General features: G+C 45.2%; 19 protein-coding genes. 4 read left to right on the top strand and 15 right to left on the bottom strand.

The features are described from left to right. The first annotated feature begins 34 nt into the window (after positions 1-34). A complete protein-coding gene (locus tag HMPREF0240_RS10100) occupies positions 35-2,146 on the top strand; it encodes an EAL domain-containing protein (protein ID WP_050794520.1) in 2,112 nt (703 codons plus the stop codon). A 512-nt stretch (positions 2,147-2,658) separates the two neighbouring features. Here the strand turns inward: HMPREF0240_RS10100 and HMPREF0240_RS10095 are convergent. The 3 genes from HMPREF0240_RS10095 to HMPREF0240_RS10085 form a co-directional block, all read right to left on the bottom strand. Continuing rightward, positions 2,659-3,267 carry a signal peptidase I gene (locus tag HMPREF0240_RS10095; protein ID WP_009003340.1) on the bottom strand — a complete coding sequence of 203 codons (609 nt, stop codon included), beginning with the start codon at positions 3,265-3,267 and terminating at the stop codon, positions 2,659-2,661. Between the two features lie 12 nt (positions 3,268-3,279). Further along, positions 3,280-3,813: a hypothetical protein gene (locus HMPREF0240_RS10090; protein ID WP_009003339.1), complete on the bottom strand. Its 534-nt coding sequence runs from the start codon at positions 3,811-3,813 to the stop codon at positions 3,280-3,282. Between the two features lie 126 nt (positions 3,814-3,939). Continuing rightward, positions 3,940-4,857: a LysR family transcriptional regulator gene (locus HMPREF0240_RS10085; RefSeq protein ID WP_009003338.1), complete on the bottom strand. Its 918-nt coding sequence runs from the start codon at positions 4,855-4,857 to the stop codon at positions 3,940-3,942. A 181-nt stretch (positions 4,858-5,038) separates the two neighbouring features. On the opposite strand from HMPREF0240_RS10085, the gene HMPREF0240_RS10080 reads away from it, so the two are divergent. After that, positions 5,039-5,713 carry an MgtC/SapB family protein gene (locus HMPREF0240_RS10080; protein ID WP_009003337.1) on the top strand — a complete coding sequence of 225 codons (675 nt, stop codon included), beginning with the start codon at positions 5,039-5,041 and terminating at the stop codon, positions 5,711-5,713. A 146-nt stretch (positions 5,714-5,859) separates the two neighbouring features. Here the strand turns inward: HMPREF0240_RS10080 and HMPREF0240_RS10075 are convergent, their stop codons facing one another. From HMPREF0240_RS10075 to HMPREF0240_RS10050, 6 genes are all read right to left on the bottom strand, one after another. Next, positions 5,860-6,888, bottom strand: a complete 1,029-nt coding sequence (locus HMPREF0240_RS10075) for a LacI family DNA-binding transcriptional regulator (protein WP_009003336.1) — start codon at positions 6,886-6,888, stop codon at positions 5,860-5,862. 59 nt (positions 6,889-6,947) lie between these two features. After that, complete coding sequence (malQ, locus tag HMPREF0240_RS10070) at positions 6,948-8,465, bottom strand: 4-alpha-glucanotransferase (RefSeq protein ID WP_009003335.1); 1,518 nt, start codon at positions 8,463-8,465, stop codon at positions 6,948-6,950. Positions 8,466-8,483: 18 nt separating this feature from the next. Further along, entirely contained in the window at positions 8,484-9,356 is an 873-nt protein-coding gene (locus HMPREF0240_RS10065) for a carbohydrate ABC transporter permease (protein ID WP_009003334.1), read from the bottom strand. Next, the gene (locus HMPREF0240_RS10060) at positions 9,356-10,198 is read right to left on the bottom strand and encodes a sugar ABC transporter permease (RefSeq protein ID WP_035312909.1); all 843 of its coding nucleotides are present in this window, start codon (positions 10,196-10,198) and stop codon (positions 9,356-9,358) included. Before HMPREF0240_RS10060 ends, HMPREF0240_RS10065 begins: the two co-directional genes overlap by 1 nt. Positions 10,199-10,267: 69 nt before the next feature. After that, the gene (locus HMPREF0240_RS10055; RefSeq protein ID WP_009003332.1) at positions 10,268-11,626 is read right to left on the bottom strand and encodes an ABC transporter substrate-binding protein; all 1,359 of its coding nucleotides are present in this window, start codon (positions 11,624-11,626) and stop codon (positions 10,268-10,270) included. Positions 11,627-11,983: 357 nt separating this feature from the next. Further along, positions 11,984-14,236 (bottom strand): glycogen/starch/alpha-glucan phosphorylase, encoded by a 2,253-nt coding sequence (locus HMPREF0240_RS10050; RefSeq protein ID WP_035312907.1) that lies wholly within the window; start codon positions 14,234-14,236, stop codon positions 11,984-11,986. A gap of 165 nt (positions 14,237-14,401) precedes the next feature. Between HMPREF0240_RS10050 and HMPREF0240_RS10045 the strand changes: the two genes are divergently transcribed. Further along, positions 14,402-15,283 (top strand): AraC family transcriptional regulator, encoded by an 882-nt coding sequence (locus HMPREF0240_RS10045; protein ID WP_009003330.1) that lies wholly within the window; start codon positions 14,402-14,404, stop codon positions 15,281-15,283. Here the strand turns inward: HMPREF0240_RS10045 and HMPREF0240_RS10040 are convergent. The 4 genes from HMPREF0240_RS10040 to HMPREF0240_RS10025 form a co-directional block, all read right to left on the bottom strand. After that, positions 15,280-16,110, bottom strand: coding sequence for a PHP-associated domain-containing protein (locus HMPREF0240_RS10040; RefSeq protein WP_009003329.1), 831 nt, complete (start codon positions 16,108-16,110; stop codon positions 15,280-15,282). The two genes, HMPREF0240_RS10045 and HMPREF0240_RS10040, sit on opposite strands and share 4 nt — an antisense overlap. Positions 16,111-16,262: 152 nt before the next feature. Beyond that, positions 16,263-16,466 carry a hypothetical protein gene (locus HMPREF0240_RS10035; protein ID WP_035312905.1) on the bottom strand — a complete coding sequence of 68 codons (204 nt, stop codon included), beginning with the start codon at positions 16,464-16,466 and terminating at the stop codon, positions 16,263-16,265. Positions 16,467-16,603: 137 nt separating this feature from the next. Beyond that, positions 16,604-17,566: a DUF4203 domain-containing protein gene (locus HMPREF0240_RS10030; RefSeq protein WP_009003327.1), complete on the bottom strand. Its 963-nt coding sequence runs from the start codon at positions 17,564-17,566 to the stop codon at positions 16,604-16,606. 31 nt (positions 17,567-17,597) lie between these two features. After that, positions 17,598-18,599: a WYL domain-containing protein gene (locus HMPREF0240_RS10025; protein ID WP_009003326.1), complete on the bottom strand. Its 1,002-nt coding sequence runs from the start codon at positions 18,597-18,599 to the stop codon at positions 17,598-17,600. Positions 18,600-19,276: 677 nt separating this feature from the next. Here HMPREF0240_RS10025 and asnA point away from each other — a divergent pair. After that, positions 19,277-20,287 (top strand): aspartate--ammonia ligase, encoded by a 1,011-nt coding sequence (gene asnA / locus HMPREF0240_RS10020; RefSeq protein WP_009003325.1) that lies wholly within the window; start codon positions 19,277-19,279, stop codon positions 20,285-20,287. 242 nt (positions 20,288-20,529) lie between these two features. Here asnA and HMPREF0240_RS10015 read toward each other — a convergent pair whose 3' ends face one another. Next, positions 20,530-21,135: a C39 family peptidase gene (locus HMPREF0240_RS10015; protein WP_035312903.1), complete on the bottom strand. Its 606-nt coding sequence runs from the start codon at positions 21,133-21,135 to the stop codon at positions 20,530-20,532. Beyond that, complete coding sequence (locus tag HMPREF0240_RS10010; protein ID WP_009003324.1) at positions 21,128-22,660, bottom strand: Na+/H+ antiporter NhaC family protein; 1,533 nt, start codon at positions 22,658-22,660, stop codon at positions 21,128-21,130. Before HMPREF0240_RS10010 ends, HMPREF0240_RS10015 begins: the two co-directional genes overlap by 8 nt. Between the last annotated feature and the right edge of the window lie 734 nt (positions 22,661-23,394).

The following is a 23,394-nucleotide window of genomic DNA, read 5'->3' as shown; positions in this document are numbered from 1 at the left end:
GGAAATGGCTCTGCCGTAAGGAAGGAATACATATATGGAGAATAATTGGGAGTTTTTTGAAGACCTGCAGGAACTCATTTTCGTGATAGAGATGGGAAACCACACGCTGACCTATATGAATCACAGTGCGAGAAATACCTTTGGCTGTCTCAAACACCAGGATTATCAGGGAAAGAAATGCCATAAACTGCTTCAGGGGTTCTCATCTCCCTGCCCGTTCTGTACAAATTTCCTTCTGTCAAAGGGCATGTTTCACGACTGGGAATACACCAATCCTCTGACTCATATAACTTACACTCTCAGGGATACTCTGGTCGAGCTAAATGGGAAAAAATACCGAATTGAACTTGCCTATGATAAAAATAGCCAAGTTATAGAAGAAAATCATTATCAGAACCTTTCCTCTGACACGAAAAGGATCTGGAATGATGACATAGTCCCTGTTTCAGAAGGCAGAACGGTATTTCAGACATTTATTCTGAATAATTACTTCGATGCGGAAGCGTTTTTCCAGTCCGTTGCCATCCCGGAAGCCCCCTATTATCTTTATTTCGGCGATCTGCAGAGAAATCTCTACTATATCTCCGACAATATGAAGGATGATTTCGGCTTTTCAGACAATATCGTTTACAACCTGATTGATGCCTGGGGCGAAAAAATCAGCAATAAGCAGGATCGCTTTTTATATCACCAGGATCTAAGCCACATCATGGAGCAGAAAAAAGGAGTGCATAGCCTGCGCTACCGCGTGACTGACAAAAACGGAAATTCTACATGGGTTCACTGCCGTGGTATCGTTAAATGGTCTGAAGATAAGAGTACTCCTCTTTTCTTTTCCGGCTGTGTTTCAAGGCTGGACGGCGATTTCTCTCTGGATGCTGTCACCGGATTTCCCAGGGAACAGTCCGCGCTGAATGACCTTGCTGCACGCGCCGGCAAGAATAGCACCACTCTGATTGTTGGTTTTGGCCTGAACCACTTTACATACATCAATGACTCCAAAGGACGGGCAGCCGGCGATACACTTCTTCAGGCAATCTCAAACTGCCTGCTGGAAAAGCTGGGAAGCTGCTTCACATTCTACCGTCTGGATGGAATCCGTTTTATGGCTGTTTCCAAACAGCTCATATCATATGCTGACGGCGATGCAGTGGAAAACCTCCGTCAGTCCATTGAAGAATGCTATACCAGACAGAAGTTGTCCACAAAGCAGGCGGCCTCTTTTGGGATCCTTCATTTTCCTGATGACGGCGGCACCCCGCAGGAGATTCTGGAGAATACAATGACACTGATCAGCATTGCCAAGCTCAATCCTGATCTGAAATACAGTGAATTTTCTTCTGATGTGATTGCGAAACAGAAGGATAAGTCCAGCATGGCTCTGAGTCTGAGCGAAAGCGTGGAAAGAGGCTGCGATGATTTCCGCATTGTTGTCCAGCCCATCGTTTCCCGTGACACCGGCCAGATCATCGGCGGAGAAACACTGCTTCGCTGGCAGTACCAAGGACAGGATATTTCTCCCGTAATATTCATACCGCTGCTGGAAGAAACTCGTATGATACTCCCCGTAGGAAAATGGGTGTTCTGGCAGGTTGTCAAACTCTGCAAGCAGATCCTTGCCTTCCAGCCGGATTTCCTGTTATCTTTTAATGTAAGTTATCTTCAGATACTGGATGATACGTTTCTGCCCTTCATCCGTCAGACCCTGGAGGAAAGTGGACTGCCGGAAGGCCACCTCATGCTGGAGTTGACAGAAACCCATTTCGATGAGATGCCAAAGCGGCTCCAGGAATTCGTGGCTGAATGCCTCAAACTGGGGATTAAATTTGCTCTGGATGACTTTGGCAATGGATTTTCTTCCCTCCAGATGCTGTTTAAATATCCGGTAAATGTGATCAAACTGGACCGTACATTGATGAATGAGATCACACATTCTACGGAAAATCTGGACTTTATTATGAGTATCGTCTATGCCTGCCATCGATCGAAAAAACAGGTCTGCGTGGAAGGAGTAGAGACAGATGCGGAACTTGAGATTGTGCGGCAGACGGACTGCGATATGATACAGGGGTTTTACTTCTATCGGCCATTGGAGGTGGAGGATCTGCTGGGGCGGTTGGATGGGAGCGGGGAAATTTTCGAATGAGGGACGCTGAGAAAAAGGTGAATCCGGCTCCCGCAGGGGATGTATATGCCGTTGTAAAATCCGGACGCTTGCTGAGAATCAGTAACAGACAAAATATGGGGAATAAAGGTCAGGATTTGATTTTGAGAATCAAATCCTGACCTTTATTCCCCATATTTTCTCTGTAACTGATTCTATGCGCGCTCTGAGGGTTTTACAACGGCATATACATCCCCTGCGGGAGCCGGACTCACCTTTTTCTCAGCTGGGCGCATCAGGGCGGGAGGGAGATCGTCCCTTTGGGACTCGCGGCGGGGAGGCGGATTGGGCTGGCTGCGCGGGGCTTGTAATTATTTTTAATGGATATCTTGAGGCGGGATAATAAGCAAAATAAACTGTTCTGTTATATTTACTATAATACTAAGAAGGCACCCCATGCGAAGTGCCTCTTTAAATCAAATTCTTATAACAATCCCAATTCTCATTCCATATATCTTTGCTATACATAGCCTATTTATAGCATCTCCCAAAACTTATCCGCCACATACACTGTTTTTCGTCTCGGTATCCTGCAATGCTTTTTGCTCCTCTGGTTTTTCTTCTATCTCCTGCTTTTCTTTTTCTGCCTGCTCTTCTTTATCAAATTTATCCCAAAGCAATTCATACATTATCATAATAAGCATAATGATACCCAACTCTATTAATGCAAATGGGCTTTTTAAAAATAAAACGATCCTGCCGACATAGGGGATATGAAAAACATAGGTTCCTATGATATCCTGACGGTGAGTAATATAGTCATCAGTTCTTTCAGCTGTTGCCCCCTGAGTCAGATATCTAGTAGAACCGTCTCCCTCTTTTTCTGTCCCACGATAATAATGAGTGAAGACGGCATCCTCACCCAGACGATCCACACGGAAGGAAACAATATCCCCCTCTTTGGGTTCTTCATTATTTTTTAAGTTTTTAACAAGCACAGCAGAGCCAGTCGGTATGACTGGCTCCATGCTGTCTGTTAGAATCACAAATGTTTGATATCCTAATAATGCTTTTACTTTTTCTGGACATATTTTTACTAATATAATATATAAAGCTAAAACTATTAATAATAAATTAGGTATCCTTTTAATAAACTTTAACATGAAATTAATACCTTATGGTGCCGGTGTTGCCTTCGTCAATGTTGCATTCAATTTTACGTCAAGCACAGTTTCTGCAGTCTTATCCGCATCTGCACCAGCCGTTGGCTGTACTTTAACCTTATATGTCTTTGCTGTATCAAAGGGAACAGCCGCCGTTATCGGTGTATCTTCCTTTCCTGTCTCCACTACTGTTACCGTAAAGTCATCTTTTGTTACACCACCAGCTGTTGGTTGAGTTGTAACTGTTACCTCTGGCGCTAAGGTCAAATTTGCTGTCTCACCATTAGGTATATTAGCTGCCGTAAATTTAACTTCGCCACTTGTATATACCGGTGGTGTCTCTCCCCACTCTCTCGCGTCTGCAACATTGTCATAGCTTATTGCAGTTCCAACAGACAAAGTAATTGGCTTTCCTATTGTTAATGCAGCATTAGTTGATGTTGTCAACGTATCCCATACCGCATAAGACCCCGCCATTGTTACAACTATTGCCCCTGCTGTTAATAACCCCAGTATTTTTTTCTTACCTAATTGCCATTTTTTCATAACAAATCCCTCCTAAAGGTTTTCTTCGTTTTATTAACTGACTTCATTATATACTGGGACAGGGGATTTGGCTAATACTTAAACCTGATTGTTCCGTGATACGTTTAGGCTATCACTAAAAGTTTTTTAGTCGGCATAACATTCCATGAAAAGTTTTAAAAAATCCTTGGCCTGAGGGGAGAGAATCTCTCTTTTGCGCTTTATCCAGATCAGTTTCTGGTGTACATCACAGTTGTTCAGTAACAGGCTGTTGATCTGGCCTCTCTTTAGTTCTTCTACCTGCCATTTGCTCCCGAATATGAAGGAATCTGTTCTTTTTACCATGTTGATGATTGCATGGTAGTTGTTTATCTGAATTGTTTTGTCAAAATCACTAATCTGGATTTTCCCATCTATTCTCATACTGTTATTTACGTTGGCAAAGTAGTCAAGAGGAAGCCTTACCCGGCTGTATGGCAGCAGTTCCTCTGCATCTACGGATGTTCTCCCATACAGTGGGTTTTTCTTCCCCAGCTGGACATACAGAGGGCCCTGGCCAATCTCGTGTATTTCCAGTTCTTTTATTTCAGCCAGTTTGTGGAATGAAAACATCTGCATGCTGTTGATTGTAACGATTCCGATGTCTGCCTTCGTCTGTTGTACCTGGTTTAATACCTCTTCTATTGTGGTCTCCATGATGTTTATTCCAGTACGTCTGGCTCGTATTGTCTCGTAATACTGGAAGATCATATCGTCCCGCATGATCAGCTTGCCGATTGCAATACTGATTCTGGATTCTATGTAGTTCTCAGTCTGAAGCTTTATCATGGATATCTCCTCGACCTGCTTCAGGATTGATTTGGCATAATAATAAAAACCTTCGCCAAATGTGGTCATCTCCACGCCTTTATTTGTTCTGTTCAGCAGCTCTGACCCGAACTCGCGCTCCAGACTTTGTACTGCCCTTGTCAGATTGGGCTGCGATACATACAAATTGGCAGCTGCCTTTCTCATACTTTTTTGTTCCGCTATCTCTACAAAGTATTTAATATCTTTTATCTCCATTATTTCCACCCTCAAAATTGTACACTTCCCATGCATTATACCTTATTCGCGCATACAATGATATAATAAAAGAAGCAGAAAACTTTCCAGATTTTGTGTTTTACTGTTTTTCATGATAAAATGACATATATTAAAAAAGGCCCTAAATAATATGATGAACTGCAGAAAGGAGGATTCTCTTATGTTAACACAGGTACTGATACAACTCGAATATCTGGCCAGAATTTTAGGTGCAGCTCTGTGCGGTATGATTGTGGGATATGAACGGGAAAACCATTTTAAAACCGCTGGAATCCGTACTCATACTATCGTAGCACTTGCCTCCTCGGTAATGATGATTATATCCAAATACGGATTCAATGATATCCTGCCTCTGGAACACGTCGGACTGGATCCATCCCGTGTGGCAGCAGGCGTTGTAACTGCCATCGGTTTTCTCGGGGCAGGCATTATCTTTACCCGCAACTTAACAGTCAGCGGACTCACCACCGCCGCCGGTATCTGGGCAACCGTAGGAATCGGAATGGCTTTCGGGGCAGGTATGTATATCCTGGGCGTAATGGCTACAATCTGTATAATCATAATCCAATTCATCCTGCACAAGAACTTCCGCTGGCTCAAAACACTTTCAATCCAGCAGATTACTCTTGAGATCAAAGAAACAGATAACATCAAAGCTATCCTGAAAGATTCCTTTGCCATCCGGGATCTGAAAATACTTACAATGAAAGTCACCCGCCTGAATGAAGAGACACTAAAGCTCAAACTAAACGTAGCATTTCCGGACGATTATACATTCCAGGATGTCATAGATCTCCTCAAAGAAAACCCACAAATCAAATCCGTGGATATCTGAAATGTGCTTAAGAGAATAGGGGGACGGGGACGCTCTGTGCGAAGGGGTGACGCAGGACGCCGGAAAGGTATATATGCCCTTCCGGCGTCCTGCGTCACCCCCTTCGCACAGAGCGTCCCCGTCCCGTTCCACGGCAGGCGTACCATCTACACTCCCCTGGTAGACTCCCTGATAAGAAGTTCTCCGGGCAGCACTACTTTTTTATGCTGCCCATTCTTACGTATTATATTAAACAGCAGATCAATCGTCACCTTTGCCATCTTCTCCACCGGCTGGCGTATGGTCGTGAGTGTAGGAGTATAATAAGATCCAATCTCCAGCCCGTCAAATCCTGCCACAGAGCAGTCCTGCGGAATCCGGATTCCCGCCTCTGTAAGAGCACGGCACGCTCCAATTGCCAGACTGTCCGCGATCCCATACACCGCGGTAAACTCCTGCTTTGTCTCCAGCAGAGACTTCATCAACCGGTACCCGGTCTTCATGGAATAGCTGTCCACAGCGTAGTCCATATGGCGGATCAGCTCTTCATCCGGCCGGATGTGATTATCTTCCAGCGCCTTCAGATATCCTTCAAACCTGAGTTTTCCAATACTTTTATCTTCCTTGTCGGCAGAAATAATCGCGATCTTCTTATGTCCTGATCTGCAGAGATAATCTGTCATCTTGTAGCTTTCCGCATAGTCGTCGACGGAAACGGAGGACCAGAGCGGCCCCGCCTCATTCTCCTCGTTGACGATCCCTGAGGTACTCAGTACAAAAGGCACATCCAGCTGTGCCAGATGCTCGCTGGAATGAGTAATAAACCCTCCCAGAAAAATGATTCCTTTTAACTTCTTCTCTTTGACAAGTTCGATCGCCGCATCCAGCTCATTTTCACGCTCCTCCACTCTCTGCAGAATGAAAGAATACTTTTTCCGCTGTGTTTCCTGCTCAATGATCCCTATCATATCGTTGAAGAACGGGTTCGTAATGCCTTTGACCAGGACTGCTATAGCTTTGGCGTCGGAACGCTTCAGATTCCTTGCGCTGTTGTTTGGAATGTAATTATGCTCCTTGATGACCTGCATAACCATCTCTTTTGTCTCCGGATTGATGTCCGGGTGATTATTGATTGCACGGGATACGGTGCTGACTCCAACGCCGCATATCCTTGCTATATCCTTGATTGTCTCCATGCTGATTCCTGCCCTTGCAAAGTATTTTGGACATGCACGCTCTCCCGGACCGATTTTATCTATTGAACTTTCTGTTCAGAATGCTGTCCTTTACGAGATAGACGACCGTACAGTTTCGTTATCTTACGTATCTCTTTTATAAGAGTATCATTTATCTCATCTTTTTTCAACCGCCATACCCAATTATTTCCCAGGGTTGAGGGCGTATTGATTCTGGCCTCGCTCCCTCTGCAGAGATAATCCTGAACGGGTATCACGCACAGCTTTGCTACACTCCCCATAGCCATAGCGATAAAATCCCATGCGAGCTCATCCTCGTCCAGTGCATGCTTATGCAGGTATTCCTTGGCGAAATCGCGGCACTCCTTATTCACATGATGATACCATCCCCGGGTCGTATCATTGTCGTGCGTCCCAGTATAAACAACGCAGTTTTCTGTATATGTGTGAGGCAGATAATTCGCCGACTCCCTGGAGTCAAACGCAAACTGTATGACCTTCATTCCCGGAAAACCGGTGTCGTCCAGCAGTTTCAAAACGCTGTCCGTCAGGAATCCCAGATCCTCCGCGATAATATTCAGCCTGCCAAGCTTCTCTTCCATTGTCCTAAAAAATTCGATCCCAGGCCCCGGCATCCATTTTCCGTTAACGGCAGTCTTCTCACCGTATGGTATGGCATAATATTCGTCGAATCCCCGGAAATGATCGATGCGGACGATGTCGTACAGCCGGAAACAATGGACGATTCTGCGCATCCACCATGCATAGCCGGTCTTTTTATGATACTCCCAGTCGTAAAGCGGGTTTCCCCACAGCTGCCCAGTAGCAGAGAATCCGTCCGGCGGACATCCTGCCACGGCGGAGGGTTCCTTATTTTCATCGAACTGGAACAATTCCGGCGCCGCCCAGGTATCTGCACTGTCAAATGCCACGTAGATCGGGATATCACCAATGATCTCGATACCATTTTCATTTGCATAGGCATGCAGCCTTTTCCACTGCCTGTTGAATTCATATTGCTGGAACCTGTAGAAATCAATCTCCCCGGCCAGTTCCGATCTGGCCTCTCCCAGGGCGTTCTCAACTCTGTCCCGGTAAGGGGCCTTCCATTCCCGCCAGCTTACGCCCCCATGCTTGTTTTTTAACGCCATGAACAGACAGTATTCATCCAGCCAGTCCCGGTTTTCATCCAGGAATTCCCTGTACTCCCAGTTCTGGCTGCCGTCGAACCGGCGGTATGCCTGATGCAGGATTTTAAATCTGTTCAGATACAGCTTTTCATAATCTATGCTGTCCTGTATTTCCCCAAAATCATATGATTTACATTCTTCCTCTGTCAGAAGTCCTTCCCGGATTAAAGTCTCCAAATCTATGAAATACGGATTTCCGGCAAATGTAGAGAAAGACTGGTACGGTGAATCCCCGTACCCGGTCGGTCCCAGCGGAAGAATCTGCCATTTACTCTGTCCCGCCTCTTTTAACTGATCCACAAACTCATAGGCTTCTTTCGAAAAACATCCAATCCCATACGCGGAAGGCAATGCGAAAACGGGTAATAAAATTCCACTTTCTCTCATCGCTTTTCCCCTTTCTATTTATCCTTTAACTGCTCCTGCAGCCACACCTTTAATAATATATTTCTGGCAGAGCAGGTAGAATACGATAATCGGCAGGATTGCCAGAACCAGCATACCCATCATTGCTCCCATATCCACCGAACCATATCCGCCCCTCAGATACTGCACCGCGATCGGAATTGTCTGATAGTCGCTTCCCAGCACAAGCAGAGGAAGCAGATAATCGTTCCATATCCACATCGCATTCAGAATTGCAACGGTAATTGCAGTAGGTTTCAATACCGGCAGAACAATTCTGAAAAAGGTCTGGATCGGTGTGCAGCCGTCTATCATTGCGGCTTCCTCCAGGGAGATCGGTATCGCTTTGACAAATCCCGCGAACATGAACACCGAAAGCCCCGCACCGAACCCTACATATACAAAAATGATCCCCACCGGATTCCCCAGATTCAACATGTCTGTCACTTTGGACAGAGTGAACATGACCATCTGGAACGGTACAATCATAGCAAATACAAACAGATAATACAAGACCGTAGATATTTTACTTTTTACCCGTGTCAGCCACCATGCCGTCATTGCCGTCAGCAGCACCACCAGCAGCACAGAAAATACCGTAATAAAGATGGAATAGCCTGCTGCTTTAATCAATCCTGTTTTTGCCACACCATCGATATAGTTGCTCAGGCCCACGAAAGTATCGCTGTTGGGAAGTGCAAAAGGCTGGTCACTGATGTAGAGTTTACTCTTAAAAGAGTTGATGAATACCAGAATAATCGGAAATATAAATACCAGGGCCAGTACGGCAAAGATCACGGTCATCACAGTTCCTGTTCCTTTTGATACCTCCATTGTCTGTACATCTTCCTGAATTTTCTTTTTACCTGCCATTAGCTTTCCACCTCCTTATTTCTTGTGAAATAGAGCTGTGTCAGAGCCAGTATTCCTACGATCACAAAGAAAATAACCGCTTTCGCCTGGCCTACACCCTCCCAGCCATTTCTATTATAGAAGGTTGTGTAAATATCCAGCGCCAGCATGGCTGTCTTCTTGGACGGTGCACCGGCAGTCAGCGCCAGATTCTGGTCAAACAGCTTGAAGGAATTGGTCAGTGTCAGAAACAGGCAGATCGTCACGGATGACATCACCATCGGTATGGTTACTTTGAACAGCGCCTGCAGCTTTGAGGCCCCATCAATCTTTGCGGCCTCCACCAGCTCCGTCGGAATGTTCTGGATACCCGCGATGTAGATAATCATCATATACCCAATGAGCTGCCAGTTCATGAGGATGATCAGCCCCCAGAATCCAAATTTCGCGTCTGTTGTTATGGTAACTCCGAATCTGGCAAGCACGCCGTTGATCATCAGCTGCCAGATATAACCAAGCACAATACCGCCGATTAAGTTCGGCATAAAAAATGTAGTACGGAACAGATTTGTTCCCTTGATTCCTCTTGTCAGCGCATATGCGAATATAAAAGCGATCACATTGATGCTGATGACAGAAACTATTGTAAACTTCACGGTAAACCAGAGGGCATTCATAAAATCTTTATTTGAAAATGCCTTCATGTAGTTTTCTAATCCAACCCATCTTGCATTTGTCACAGTGGTAAACTTGCAGAACGATAAGCCAATACCCATCACAAATGGAATTACGAAAAATAATGTAAATGCAATCAGTGTCGGAAGCACGAATATGCAAAAATATTTTTTATATGCTTTCTGCATAGTACTCCTCCTGTTCTGTAATTGAGGGTGAGGCAAATAGTTTTCCGCGCTCACCCTCCTGGTCTTTATTTATTCAGCTGTTGCTTCTTTCTCTGTTTTCCAGTCCTCGGTACACTCTGTCACAAGTGTGTTCCAGTCCTTGTTGCCTGATGCATATTCCAGCAGAGATGCCCCCAGATTGTCTTTGAAGGTCTGGCTCGGGAATGTCTGGAAGTCCCAGGAAACACTTGTCAGGTCGGAATTCTCCATGTAGCGGATGACTTCCTGTGCCAGCGGATCCGTAGGTTTCTGATCGTCCTCAAAGGTATTGAACGGTGTGATAAATCCAAGCTCATTTGTCACTTTTTCTTTGCCTTCATCTGTTCCAAACAGCCACTCAATGAAGTCCAGAGATGCTTTCTGATCTGCCTCGGAAGCCTGGCTGTTGATGCAGAAGTAGTTCTCACCGCCTACGCATAAGCCCTGTTTCTCTTCGCCTTTCATACCGGTATAGATTGGAAGATATTTGATTTTATCTTCTTTTACGGTGTTGCCGTCAACGCCGCTGATGTCTCCCCATGCCCAGTTGCCGTTCTGTACCATTGCCGCTTTTCCGAGTGCGAATTCAGCCATAGAATCGGAAACTGTCTTAGAACCTAACATGGCCGGCTCTGTTACGGAGTTGTTCAGGTAGAGATCAAAAATGTTCTTGAACTCTTTGTTATATTCAAATGAGATCTCATCCTCATCTTTCACGTTGTTATCCTGATACTCATAATAGATCGGAAGGTTCATCAGATGTGTCTGCCATCTCCAGTCTTCACCAGGTGCAAAAGAGGTAGAAGCAAATACGCCGTCAATTCCCAGCTGGTCTTTCTTTGCGGTCATATCCTCGGTAACTTCTTTTAACTTGTCAAAATTATTGATCTCTTCTATGGATGCTGCTTTTGCTCCGTCCAGTGTAAAGTACTTATCCATGATCTCTTCATTGTAAATGATGCCGTATCCTTCCACTGCGTACGGGATGCCATATACTCCGCCGTCTTCGCCCTCGATTGCCATGCCCTTGTCGTTCAGCCAGGAGTACAGGTCAGTATCAGATAAATCCATGCAGTAGTCTTTCCAGTTCTGATATCCTACCGGTCCATTGATCTGGAACAGCGTAGGAGCATCTTTCTTGGCAATCTCAGACTTCAGGGTCTGCTCGTAAGTTCCGGAAGCTGCGGTCTGTACCTTCACCTGCACACCGGTCTCCTCTGTATATGCCTTGGCAATTGCTTCCCACTGTTCGGCCTGCTCAGGCTTAAAGCTCAGGTAGTAAACGGTACCTTTATCATCCTTAGATGATTCACCAGATGCGGAGTCAGACTTGTTACTTCCGCATCCTGCTAAAAGTCCTGCAGCCATTGTAGCTGCCAGTGCCGCTGATAAAAACTTTTTCATCTTCATACTTACTTCTCCTTTTTTCTGAATAAACTTTTTCTTGTTCCTCCGGTTTTGGAATCGTTATCGGTATCGGTGTCGGTAACGTTTCCAATCCTTGCCTTAAATATACACCTGCCACATAATAATTGCAATCCCTGATTCTACATTCTGTAAATTTTTACAGTTTTATCTCTCGTATTTTGTGCAATTTGTACAGGTGTATTTAAATCCGGCACGGGCCTTACCCATAAGGCCCGTCCCCTGCTGCCTTCTATATTCTCCCCGGGAGCCGCGCTGCAGGAGACTCCCGGAAAGTATTTCGGGAAATCCGTGTTGTGCCGTAACAGTTCAGACTTGTCTGAACTGTTACATTGTACCTTTTTATAGTTTCCAGATATCCCTATTATATTCCTCTATTGTCCTGTCTGAGGAAAAATATCCCGCTTTCGCAATATTAACCAGCATCTTCTTCGCCCACTCGGTTCTGTTCTCATAAGCTTTAAGGGCTTCTTCTTTTTTCTTCGTGTACTCCTTGAAATCTAAAAGGGTCATAAACCAGTCTTTGCTCAGCAGTTCTTTCTGCAGGCGTTTTAAGTTCTTTTCATTTCCCACTTCCAGCATTTTTTTACAGGTAATAAAGTCCACCGCTTCTTTGATATCCTTATCTTTCTCATAGAAATCCCGGGAAACATAATCCGCTTTTGCATAGTGTTCGATTACCTCATCGCTGGATGCCCCGAACACAAAGATATTATCATCTCCTACAAGCTCATGGATCTCCACGTTCGCACCGTCTTCCGTCCCCAGCGTAACGGCGCCGTTCAGCATAAACTTCATATTTCCGGTACCGCTGGCCTCCTTGGATGCCAGGGAGATCTGCTCGGAGATATCGCAGGCCGGTATCAGTTTTTCCGCCTTGGTAACATTATAATTCTCCACCATAACAACCTGAAGATAAGGGCTTACCTCCGGGTCATTGTTAATGATTTCCTGCAGGCAGAGAATCATATGGATGATGTCTTTTGCAATCACATAGGCCGGCGCGGCCTTTGCCCCGAAGATCACGGTAATCGGAGTGGAGGGCCGTCTGCCCGCTTTGATTTCCAGATACTTGTGGATCACATACAGAGCATTCATCTGCTGGCGTTTATATTCATGGAGACGTTTTACCTGTATATCGAAGATAGAATCCGGGTTCAAATCCAGTCCCTGGGTCTCTTTCAGATAACCGCAGAGAACCTTCTTGTTCTCCTTCTTTATATCCAGAAGGCGGCCCAATACATTCTTATCTCCCCGGAAGTTCATCAGTCTCTCCAGCTGCCTGGCATCTGAGCGGTATCCCTTACCTACAATGAAATCCAGCATTTCAGTCAGAAGCGGATTGCAGTGGAGCAGCCATCTTCTGAACGTAATTCCATTTGTTTTGTTGTTGAATTTTTCCGGATAAATTTTATAAAAATTATTCAGCTCGTTGTCCTTGAGTATTTCCGTGTGAAGGGATGCAACTCCGTTTACGCTGAAGCCATAATGGATGTCGATATGCGCCATGTGGACCGTATCATTTCTGTCGATGACGGCCACGCTCTCATCCGCATACTTTCTTCTCACTTTATCGTCCAGCACTTCAATAATGGGAACCAGCTGGGGCACTACTTTTTTCAGGTAATCCACAGGCCATTTTTCCAGCGCTTCTGCAAGAATCGTATGGTTTGTATATGCGCAGGTACGGGAAACTACTTCTATAGCGTCATCCATATCCAGACCACGCTCCATCAGCAGACGGATCAGCTCAGGAATGACCATTGTGGGATGCGTATCGTTAATCTGGATGACCGCATAATCCGGCAGATCATAAAGTTTGCAGCCTTTTGCCTCGCATTCATCCAGTATAAGCCTTGCCCCGTTGCTGACCATAAAATACTGCTGGTAAATGCGCAGCAGGCGGCCATTCTCGTCGCTGTCGTCCGGATACAGAAACAGCGTCAGATTCTTCGCAATGTCTTCTTTGTCAAATTCAATCCCGTCCTCTACAATGCTCTCATCCACGGTCTCCACGTCAAAAAGATGCAGCTTATTCGTAGTATTGTTGTAGCCGGTAACCTCAATGTCATACATTCTGGAATTGAGGGTCATTCCTTTAAAACGAACCGGATAGGTCACATCGGTTTTGGTCAGCCAGCTCTGCTTCTCAATCCAGGGATTTGGCGTCTCTTTCTGCAGTTCATCCTCAAATGCCTGCTTAAACAGACCGAAATGGTAATTCAGCCCGATTCCGTCCCCGTTCAGCCCCAGCGTAGCAATAGAATCCAGAAAGCAGGCGGCCAGACGGCCAAGCCCGCCGTTACCCAGAGACGGTTCCGGCTCAGCTTCCTCAACCTCGCAGATATCTTTTCCACTTTCTGCAAGTACGTCCCTCACCTCATTATAGATGCCCAGATTAATCATATTATTAGAGAGCAGCTTCCCAATCAGAAATTCTGCGGAAATATAATAAAGCTTCTTTTTCCCACCACTTTTTTCTTTTTTCTGTGCCATCTCCTGTACAATTTCCAGAAGTGCAGAATAAAGCTCTTCGTTGGAAGCTTCTGCAATTCCCTTTCCCAGTTTCTGACTCATACTATCCTTTATACCCATATCATAACTCCTTTCATGGAAATCCAAATTGGCCTTACATCAAGTCTATGTTATGCATTTTAATACGATTACAGTTCATTTTCTTGCAAAATACTCTTCATTTATAGTACAATACTATCATTCTTATAAATCCAGCTGTATTATTACAGAAAGCGAGGCACCATTTTGAATATTACAGAGTACCAGAATTACCATGAAACCAAATCCCATACAAATGCTGATTTTCCCTATAATACTTATCTATGTTCCATTCCTCTCGATTTTATACAGGTTCCGCTGCACTGGCATGAAGAAATCGAGCTTATTGTTATAAAAAAAGGGCAGGGCTATGTTTCCGTCAACTTTCAGACGGAAGCCGCGGCTGCCGGAGATATCATCTTCATTCTTCCCGGACAGCTCCATTCTATTGAGCAGCGGGCAGGCTGCACCATGGAGTACGAAAATATCCTTTTCAAACCCGGACTGCTGCTTGCAGACAGCAGCGATCTCTGCACTGTACAGTTTCTGCAGCCTCTGCTTCGTGCGGAACGCGCCGCACTTACCTTCATTACGCCATCCAGTGCCGCATATGCGGATCTGGCAGGCTGCATCAGCCATATCGATGATTTATGCGCTGCCCGGCCGGATGGATATCAACTGGCAGTAAAAGGATATCTCTTTCAGTTCTTCTTTCTGCTGATCTCCTCACAGACAAAAAGAGATTCGACCTCAACAATCAAGACCAAATCTCTGGAAAAATTAAAAACCATATTGAAATATGTTGAGGAACACTATGCCGATGCAATCACCATTGAGGATATGGCAGCAGTTACATATTACAGTAAATCCCATTTCATGAAGTTTTTCAAAAGCCATATGGGAATGGGATTCACAGAATATCTGAATGATTACCGTCTCAGCATGGCCTCACGGCTGCTGGTCACCTCCGGATATTCTGTATTGGAGGTTGCCGCAAGAACCGGCTTTGACAACCTGTCCTACTTTAACCGGCTTTTTAAGCGTAAATATGGACAGACGCCCGGTGAATACAGAAAAGCTGCCGTTTAAGACAGCTTCTGTTCTCCTGTATAATACATCTCAATCGGATCGATGGGGTCAATGGGATTCTCCACCTCCATCTTCTCTTTCCGCCCGTGACGTTTAAGAAGTTCCCCGCCCTTATTATAAAACCAGAAGGAATATACAAGCACTTTATTCACCTTTCCAATCCGGTCTTTTGTGGTCTTCTCGTACAGTGTTCCGCCTGTCTCCAGCTTCGTCCTTTTGTGAATCATAGAAATCAGTTCTGTCTCACAGCTCACCGGCTCGGGTAGTATAGTATAAGCCCGTCCCACACAGCCCGGCTTGTGGGAATCGCTGCCGCCTACGGTAACCTTGCCGTACTTTTCAGCCAGCTTCAGCGCCCCTGCATTGGACGCTGCAGATTCACAGCTATTGAATGCTTCCACAAAATCAAACCGCTTCATCACTTCAGGGTTCGTATAAAACCTTTTCGTATTCGTAATACTCAGATACTTCTCGCCGCACGGATGTGCAGGCCCGAGAATCCCACCGTTACGGTGCACCAGGTCAATCAGGACAGATACCGGCATGCCGCGCATCTCAAGCAGCCGCATCTTGACTCCCTCCGGCATAATGACCAGAATATGTCCGGCATCCCTTGTATCGTACTCGATTCCTTTTAAAACAACAAAATCTTCATGGACTTTTCCTTTCATATGGTTCTTCCAGTAGCGGTATCCCTTATACGTGTTATGGTCTGTAACTACCATTCCCTGGAATCCTTTGCTTTTTAGAATTGTAATGTATTCGTCCAAGCTTACTTTGCTGTCTATAGAACCTTCCTTCACATGGCAGTGCATATCAATCTTCATAAGTAAGCCCCCTTTTTTTAGTTTATATACATATATGTATTATACAACTTTGTCTGAGGGCTGGCAATAAATTAACGTTCATTTCAATTGCCACATTTTCCAGAATCCGGTCATTCCCTGGATTTTTGGGGTTTTATTTTACTGTTTTATTTTTAATTACTATTCTCTCCATTTTCCTGCCGTTCTATTTTTCCAACTATATCCACTACGGCCAGGATACTGCCGGTCCAGCCAAAAATATACACATATCCGGGAACCTGAACCTCTGTAAAACAGTAGAGCACGGCTAGAATCAACAGCACAGCCGTCCCAAATACTATAACTGCTCCGCTCATTATTGATTTTTTATCAGACATAAAAAACACACCTCTCTCTCATATGAAACCATCATATCAGAAAGGGTGTGTCATAAAACGGACTTTACTTTTTTGTTTTTTGTTTTTGTTTTATTTTTGTTTTATTATTTTATGTTTCTTTAAAGTATTCGCCTCTTTTATTTATCATCATCCAGATCCAGAATCGTAATGTCATCGTCCAGATCTTCTTCCCCGTCCAGCCCGTCATCATCCTCGTCTAAATACTCCTCATCATCGAGCAACTCTTCGTCTTCCAGGAACTCTTCCTCATCCAGAATTTTTTCGCCATCCTCTGCTCTGCTGTTCGCTTGAGTGTCCTTTCCCCTGTCAGCGGCTTTCGCTAAAGCCACGGTACCGGCACCGGCTTCTTTTTTATTCACAGGCTCAACACTGTCCAGATTGTCCATCATGGCCCTTGCCTTGTCCACCTCATTGGCAGTAGAATGCTTTTTCCTGATCTCTTCTGCTTTTTTCAGATGAAGCCTTTTGCGCTTTTTGGATTCCAGTAAAAACTGCACGATCACACCCAGAATAACGAGAACTGCAATCGCTGCTATCCGCACGATCTCATTCTCCAGCGGGATCAGTCCATAGATTGCCTGCCCTGCTGTAAAGCCTCCGAACAATGAAGTCACCACCATCGTTACCGGCTCCGCAAACTTCAGCGTAATCAGGCCGATTACCAGTCCGATTCCGACACATACAAGCGTGTATATCCAGTCTGCCGGCTGCATAAAATAAGCGCTGGCCACGGTGCCCAAAAACCAGGCAACCAGAAAGACCCCTGCCAGATAAAACCGGGCTCCCAGCACAGCCAGTATCACACCTGCCACCAATCCGATAATCCATGCTATATTATCACTAACATTAAAGTAGGATGCCACATAACTTCCGCCAGTCACACCAATTGCCAGGCCCAAAAAAGCAGCCCAGAAACGCACCATCTTCAATCCAAAGAAACAGAACAGCAGACCAACAGCTGCAATGACTGCCAGCATGATCATGTCTTCCTGTGACAGGTTACTGCTTTTGGATGACAATGCTGTCAGACCGGCATTGATCTCAACCTGCATTTTCTGAAAAATCAAATTCACTTCCATCTTAATAAATCTCCTTATCCCTTGTTAATATTTACTTTTGTTCCCCGTTGTCATAACTTTCTGTTATCTCCCGAAGCAGGTTCAGATATGCATCCGCCACATGGGCAGGTGAAAGAATTTTTACATTCTTCCCCAGACCAGTCAGCCATCCGAAAAATGGCTCGCTTACCGCCACCGCCACCCGGGCGATAAAATGCTGTTCACCATCCGGCCTGACAGAAACATCTTTCCCGAATCTGTCAATGACAACACCTATGTATTTATTATGAAATCTGATACGCAGGGTCTCCTCCTCCCCACCAAACATACCAAATGTTTTTTTCGCATAATGTGCCAGATCAAACCGGCTAAACTCCTCCCTGCCAGCTCTGGGCTCCTCAAGAAGCTCGATCTCCAGCATCTTGTCCACTCTGAAATGCTTCAGCATCCCCGCATCCATATCAAATCCAATGAGATAATAATTTTCATCATCCCACGTCAGCGCCCAGGGGCTTACCTGATATGGGCTCCCGCCCTTCTTCAGGCGGATATTCTTATCGATAGTCCACTCAAAATATCTGAAAAGAATCTGCTGGTTTGAGGCAATCGCCACATGAAGTTTGTCTATATTATAGTAGATACTTTCATTCATCGCCTTGATCCGGTTGGTCACCACAACCTGCCGCTGAAGCTGCTTCGCCTCATGACGGCTGGCCAGCCCTTCGATCTTGCGGATCAGGCTGTTTGATTTCTTCTCAGTAATAAATCTGGACGACTGGACGGCATCCACCAGAAGCTTCAGCTCTGCCAGTTCAAATTCGTGTCCCGCCAGATAGTAACCTTCCGGCCTCTCTTTTCTGTACGCGATATCCATTCCAAACCGCTTTAGCGTCTCCATGTCGCTGTAAAGACTCTTTCTCTCTGTCTGGATACCATAGTCTGCCAGCTTTTCCTCCAGCTGCCTTCTGGTTAACGGGTGCTCTGCATCTGTTTCCTCCAGAAACAGCCTCATCAGATACAGGATTTTCTCCTTCTGGTTGCAAGATTTCGCCATAATATTCTCCCCTGTATAATCGTAACAGTTCAGACCTGTCTGAACTGTTACGTATAATCCCACATTTTTTTACCTGCACCTATCCTATTTTAACAATATTCCTAAAAATATACAATATAAAGATGGATGCTAATCTATCAATGATTAACACCCATCTCTATTCTGATATCTCTATCATTCTTTCTTTACCTCTTTCTCTATCTTTTGATAGGGCTTGGTTTTAAAAATTTAATTTGCTGGCGGTCCGTACCTCCTGTTCATAAACTTCCTTATTGGATTAAGATTCTCTGGTCTTCTTTTCCGGATGGATTTTACTTCTCTCATAACTTTCTCGTCATTATGATAATTTCTCCATCTTTCTTTTCCGATCATTCACTGTTTTATCCAATAGGCTAAAACTTTTTGAAGTTTCATTTACGAAGAATTTTCCTCTCTTATTAAAAGATTACTTTTCCTTTTTAAATGATTGTTCAATCAGTTTTTTTCTTGTTATTATAATAACATTCATCTTTTATTTTGTCAATATGATTTCTAACATTTTAATTATATATTTTTAATTATCTGTTAATTTATCTTTCGGCACTCCTCATTGACTTCTTTATTCTGAGATTGTAGAATAGGAATATCGGACTTTTAATATATATTCAGATATAGAAAATGATAAAGGAGTTTATACTATGGAACAATTGACAATTCCTCAGGGGTACCGTTCTCCCCTTACAATACGGGAAACAGAGGTCGCTATCAAGGAAATCAAAGACCATTTTGAGCGTTCACTGGCAAAGTCGCTGCATCTGACCCGTGTATCCGCACCACTTTTTGTCCGTCCGGAATCGGGACTGAACGATAACCTGAACGGCGTGGAACGCCCGGTTTCCTTTGGAATCAGGGAACAGGAAGATGCGCCTGCCGAGATCGTACACTCTCTTGCAAAATGGAAGAGATATGCGCTGAAGCATTATGATTTTCATTCCGGAGAGGGCCTCTACACCGATATGAGTGCAATCCGCAGGGATGAGGACACAGATAATATTCATTCGCTCTATGTGGACCAGTGGGACTGGGAAAAGATCATTTCCAAAGAAGAACGCAATACAGAGACACTGGAATATACGGTTCGCAAGGTTTACGGCGCTCTGAAAGAGACGGAAGATTTCATCTCCAGACGCTATAATTACATAGAACCCCTGTTGCCCGATGATATCTTCTTCATTACAGCCCAGGAGCTGGAAGAGATGTTTCCGAGTAAAACACCGAAGGAAAGAGAACACCGCATCGCGAAAGCAAAAGGGGCCGTATTCATTTCCCAGATTGGCAAGACTCTGGCTTCCGGTGAAAAGCATGACGGACGCGCCCCGGATTATGACGATTGGGAGCTGAACGGTGATATCATTGTCTATTATCCGGTACTGGATATCGCCCTGGAGCTTTCTTCCATGGGAATCCGCGTCGATGAGGATGCTTTGAAGAGGCAGCTGAAACTTGCAGGCTGTGAAGAAAGGGCAGAACTCTCCTTCCAGAAGGCTCTGCTTGCCGGAGAGCTTCCCTATACCGTAGGCGGCGGAATCGGTCAGTCCAGAATCTGTATGTACTATCTCCGCAAAGCACATATTGGTGAGGTACAGTCTTCTATCTGGCCTGAGGATATGCTGAGTCTGGCTCTGGAGAACGGAATACAGATGCTTTAAAATCGGTAGTGCAATCCGGTCCTATCTTGACAGGCCGTAGTACTCTGTACTCAGTTCACTCTATATACTAAGGCCGCGCTATATACTGGGCCGGCTGAAAATAAAAGCACACAGTACAGTTTTGGTTAAGATCTCCTCCAGACTGACAGTTTTAATCGTATAGACTGTTACGCTGTCAGGAAGTGAACCATATCTGCTCTGTGTGCTTTTTTCGTTTTTTTATTCTTTACCGGGCACTCGGATTACTGCTTTTTCCGGATTCCCACAGCCATAGAATGCTGGGCCGCATGGCGATGTTCCACTACATCTTTTGCATAACGGATCACGCCGTTATTTTCATAGGGATCATTGAAATAATATCCCTCCTCATCATAACCCACAAGCAGCATACAGTGCTCGTTGGATATCCATGTAAAATCACTGCCGCAGTCCCGGAGCTTCCAGCAGGGACCGGTAATCGGTTCCCGCATGTTGATACATGCCCAAAAGACCACCGGCATTCCCTGGTCTATATACTTTTCCAGCAGTTTCTCAATCGGAGTGCCTGTTTCATCATAAACGTCATAGGACTCTCCCGCGGCTCTTTCCAGCGCCCTGCGGATTACCGGGGCATAGCAGCCAAAAGAGTTTTCATCATAAGGGCTTCCGCAGAAACATTCATTCGGGTTAGGCCCGTAAAGCTCTCCGTCCTGTTCTTCCAGTTTTCCAAGCTCCAGATATTTTTCAATAAACTCGTCCACCGTGATGGAATACCCCAGATACTGGAGCAGCATAACCGCTGAAACGCTCTCACACCCCGTTGGATATCTAACACTCTGGTCTATGTATGGTACGTCAAGTTTAATCATCTGCCATCACCGTTTCACTACACCTCTGTGTATACTTCTTCATCACCGTCAGCACAATAAACAGAATTGCCAGGCTCAGCCCCAGTGTAATCCACCATACCTTCACGAATCCTGCTATAATATATCCAATCACGCACACAATTGCCACAATCATGGCATACTGCATCTGCGTTGACACGTGATTGATATGATTGCTCTGCGCCCCGGCCGAGGACATGACTGTCGTATCCGAAATCGGAGATACATGGTCGCCGCACACTGCGCCCGCCAGAACTGCGGATACTGAAATGATCATCATTTCCAGGTTATTAGAGGAAGAGAACATTGCAACAACAATTGGTACAAGGATTGCAAAAGTTCCCCATGAAGTTCCTGTAGAAAATCCCAGGAAGATTGCAATTGCAAACATAATCGCCGGAATTGCTACACTTGCGGATGCATTGGTTCCCACAAGATTACCGACAAAAACGTCTATGCCAAGTGCATCGCCCATTCCTTTCAGGGACCATGCAAATATCAGAATAGCAACAGCCGGAATCATAAGCTTGAAGCCATCTACAAAACTATCCATAAATCCTTTGAATGAAATAACTTTTCTTGGCAGATACAAAACCAGCATAAATAATATGGTCAACATTGTAGCAAAGATAAGGCTTGTCTCCGCATCGCATCCCGCAAATGCATCAATTACACCTGTTGCGCCGCCCTGGAATCCGGTAAATATCATGGCCCCAATGGCGGAAACAATCAGCACTGCCACAGGAAGTACCAGATCGATCACCCTGCCTTTTGCAGAGGAAGTCTCCTCCTTGATCTGTTCGAATTCTTCCGCTCCCGTGGTAAACAGATCCCCTTTCGCCGCATTTGCCTCATGCTTCTTCATCAGTCCGAAATCAAAACCCGAAATGATGATATAGAACACCATAGCGATCGTCAGCAGCGCATATAAGTTGTATGGTATTGTTCTTAAAAACAGCTGGAACCCTGTAATGCCCGCATCATCTGGGACATAAGAGTTTACTGCAGCCGCCCAGCTGGAAATCGGCGCGATAATGCAAACCGGAGCCGCCGTGGCATCAATAATATAAGCCAGCTTCGCCCTGGAAACTTTGTACCTGTCCGTTACCGGTCTCATAACAGACCCTACGGTCAGACAGTTAAAATAATCATCCACGAAAATCAGAAGTCCCAGGCCCGTTGTAGCAAGAAGCGCACTCTTCTTCGTCTTAATCTTACTGCCCGCCCAGTTTCCATAAGCGGAAGACCCTCCTGATTTCGCCATTAATACGATAATCATACCAAGCAGTACATCAAATATTAAGATATTCAGATTCATACTGTTCTTCATGATTTCAAAAAATGCAACAAAAGAATCCCACGGCTGAAACCCGGTATACAGTAAAGCTCCCACCGCAACACCGATAAATAAAGAACTGTATACCTCTTTTGTTACTAAAGCCAGAATAATGGCTAAAAGCGGTGGCACCAAAGACCACCATGTTCCGATAAACATTGAACCGTCCATAAATCAACCTCACTCTCATTTTTATTCCTGTACCTTATACTGCAGCCTTGCTGCACCCCCGCCCGCAGGTCATGAATTCCGGCATACCCCTGGGTATACCTTACCGCCCGGCATACATCCCCGGGGAACGTATGACAGATGCACCTGACAGGTGCAGCGGTAAAATACAGATATGGACGCGTCTGCTTTTGCCGACACTACACTTATTTTAGCGAATTAAAGGGAAGAATACAATCTTTTTTTCAAATTAGGGGGGGCGCTAAGTGAAAGACGGGCCTGGTTTCCGGGCAGGGGAGAGGTATGCCATTTCAAGATCCTGTCCGCTTGCTAAGAATCCGTAAGAGAAAAAACAGGGAACATGGAGGGTGCTTGCCGCAGTTGGCCCGAATGCCGATGCATTCGCGCCGCCGGCGGCAACAGAATTTGCCTGGTAAGGCAAATTCTGCCCTCCATGTTCCCAGTTTTTTCTCTAACGGATTCTAAGCGCGCTCTATGGACTTTGAAATGGCATACCTCTCCCCTGCCCGGAAACCAGGCCCGTCTTTCACTTAGCTGGACGCATCCAATCGGTTGGGATAAAAGAGACTCCCTGTCGGGAGGGACTTCTTTCGGGGGAGCGGCGGATGTGTATTAAAAAGCCTGGACGTTTTGGAAGGAGATTGCTGTCAGAATATATCGGATCGAGCCAGCGACCGAAAATCTCTTTCACCTACCGCCTGCAAAATAGATCCGCA

The sequence above is a fragment of the Clostridium sp. D5 genome (assembly GCF_000190355.1).
Lineage (GTDB): Bacteria > Bacillota > Clostridia > Lachnospirales > Lachnospiraceae > Faecalicatena > Faecalicatena fissicatena_A.
Note: the sequence above shows the minus strand (reverse complement) of the source record. Positions and strands in the feature narration are given on the sequence as shown.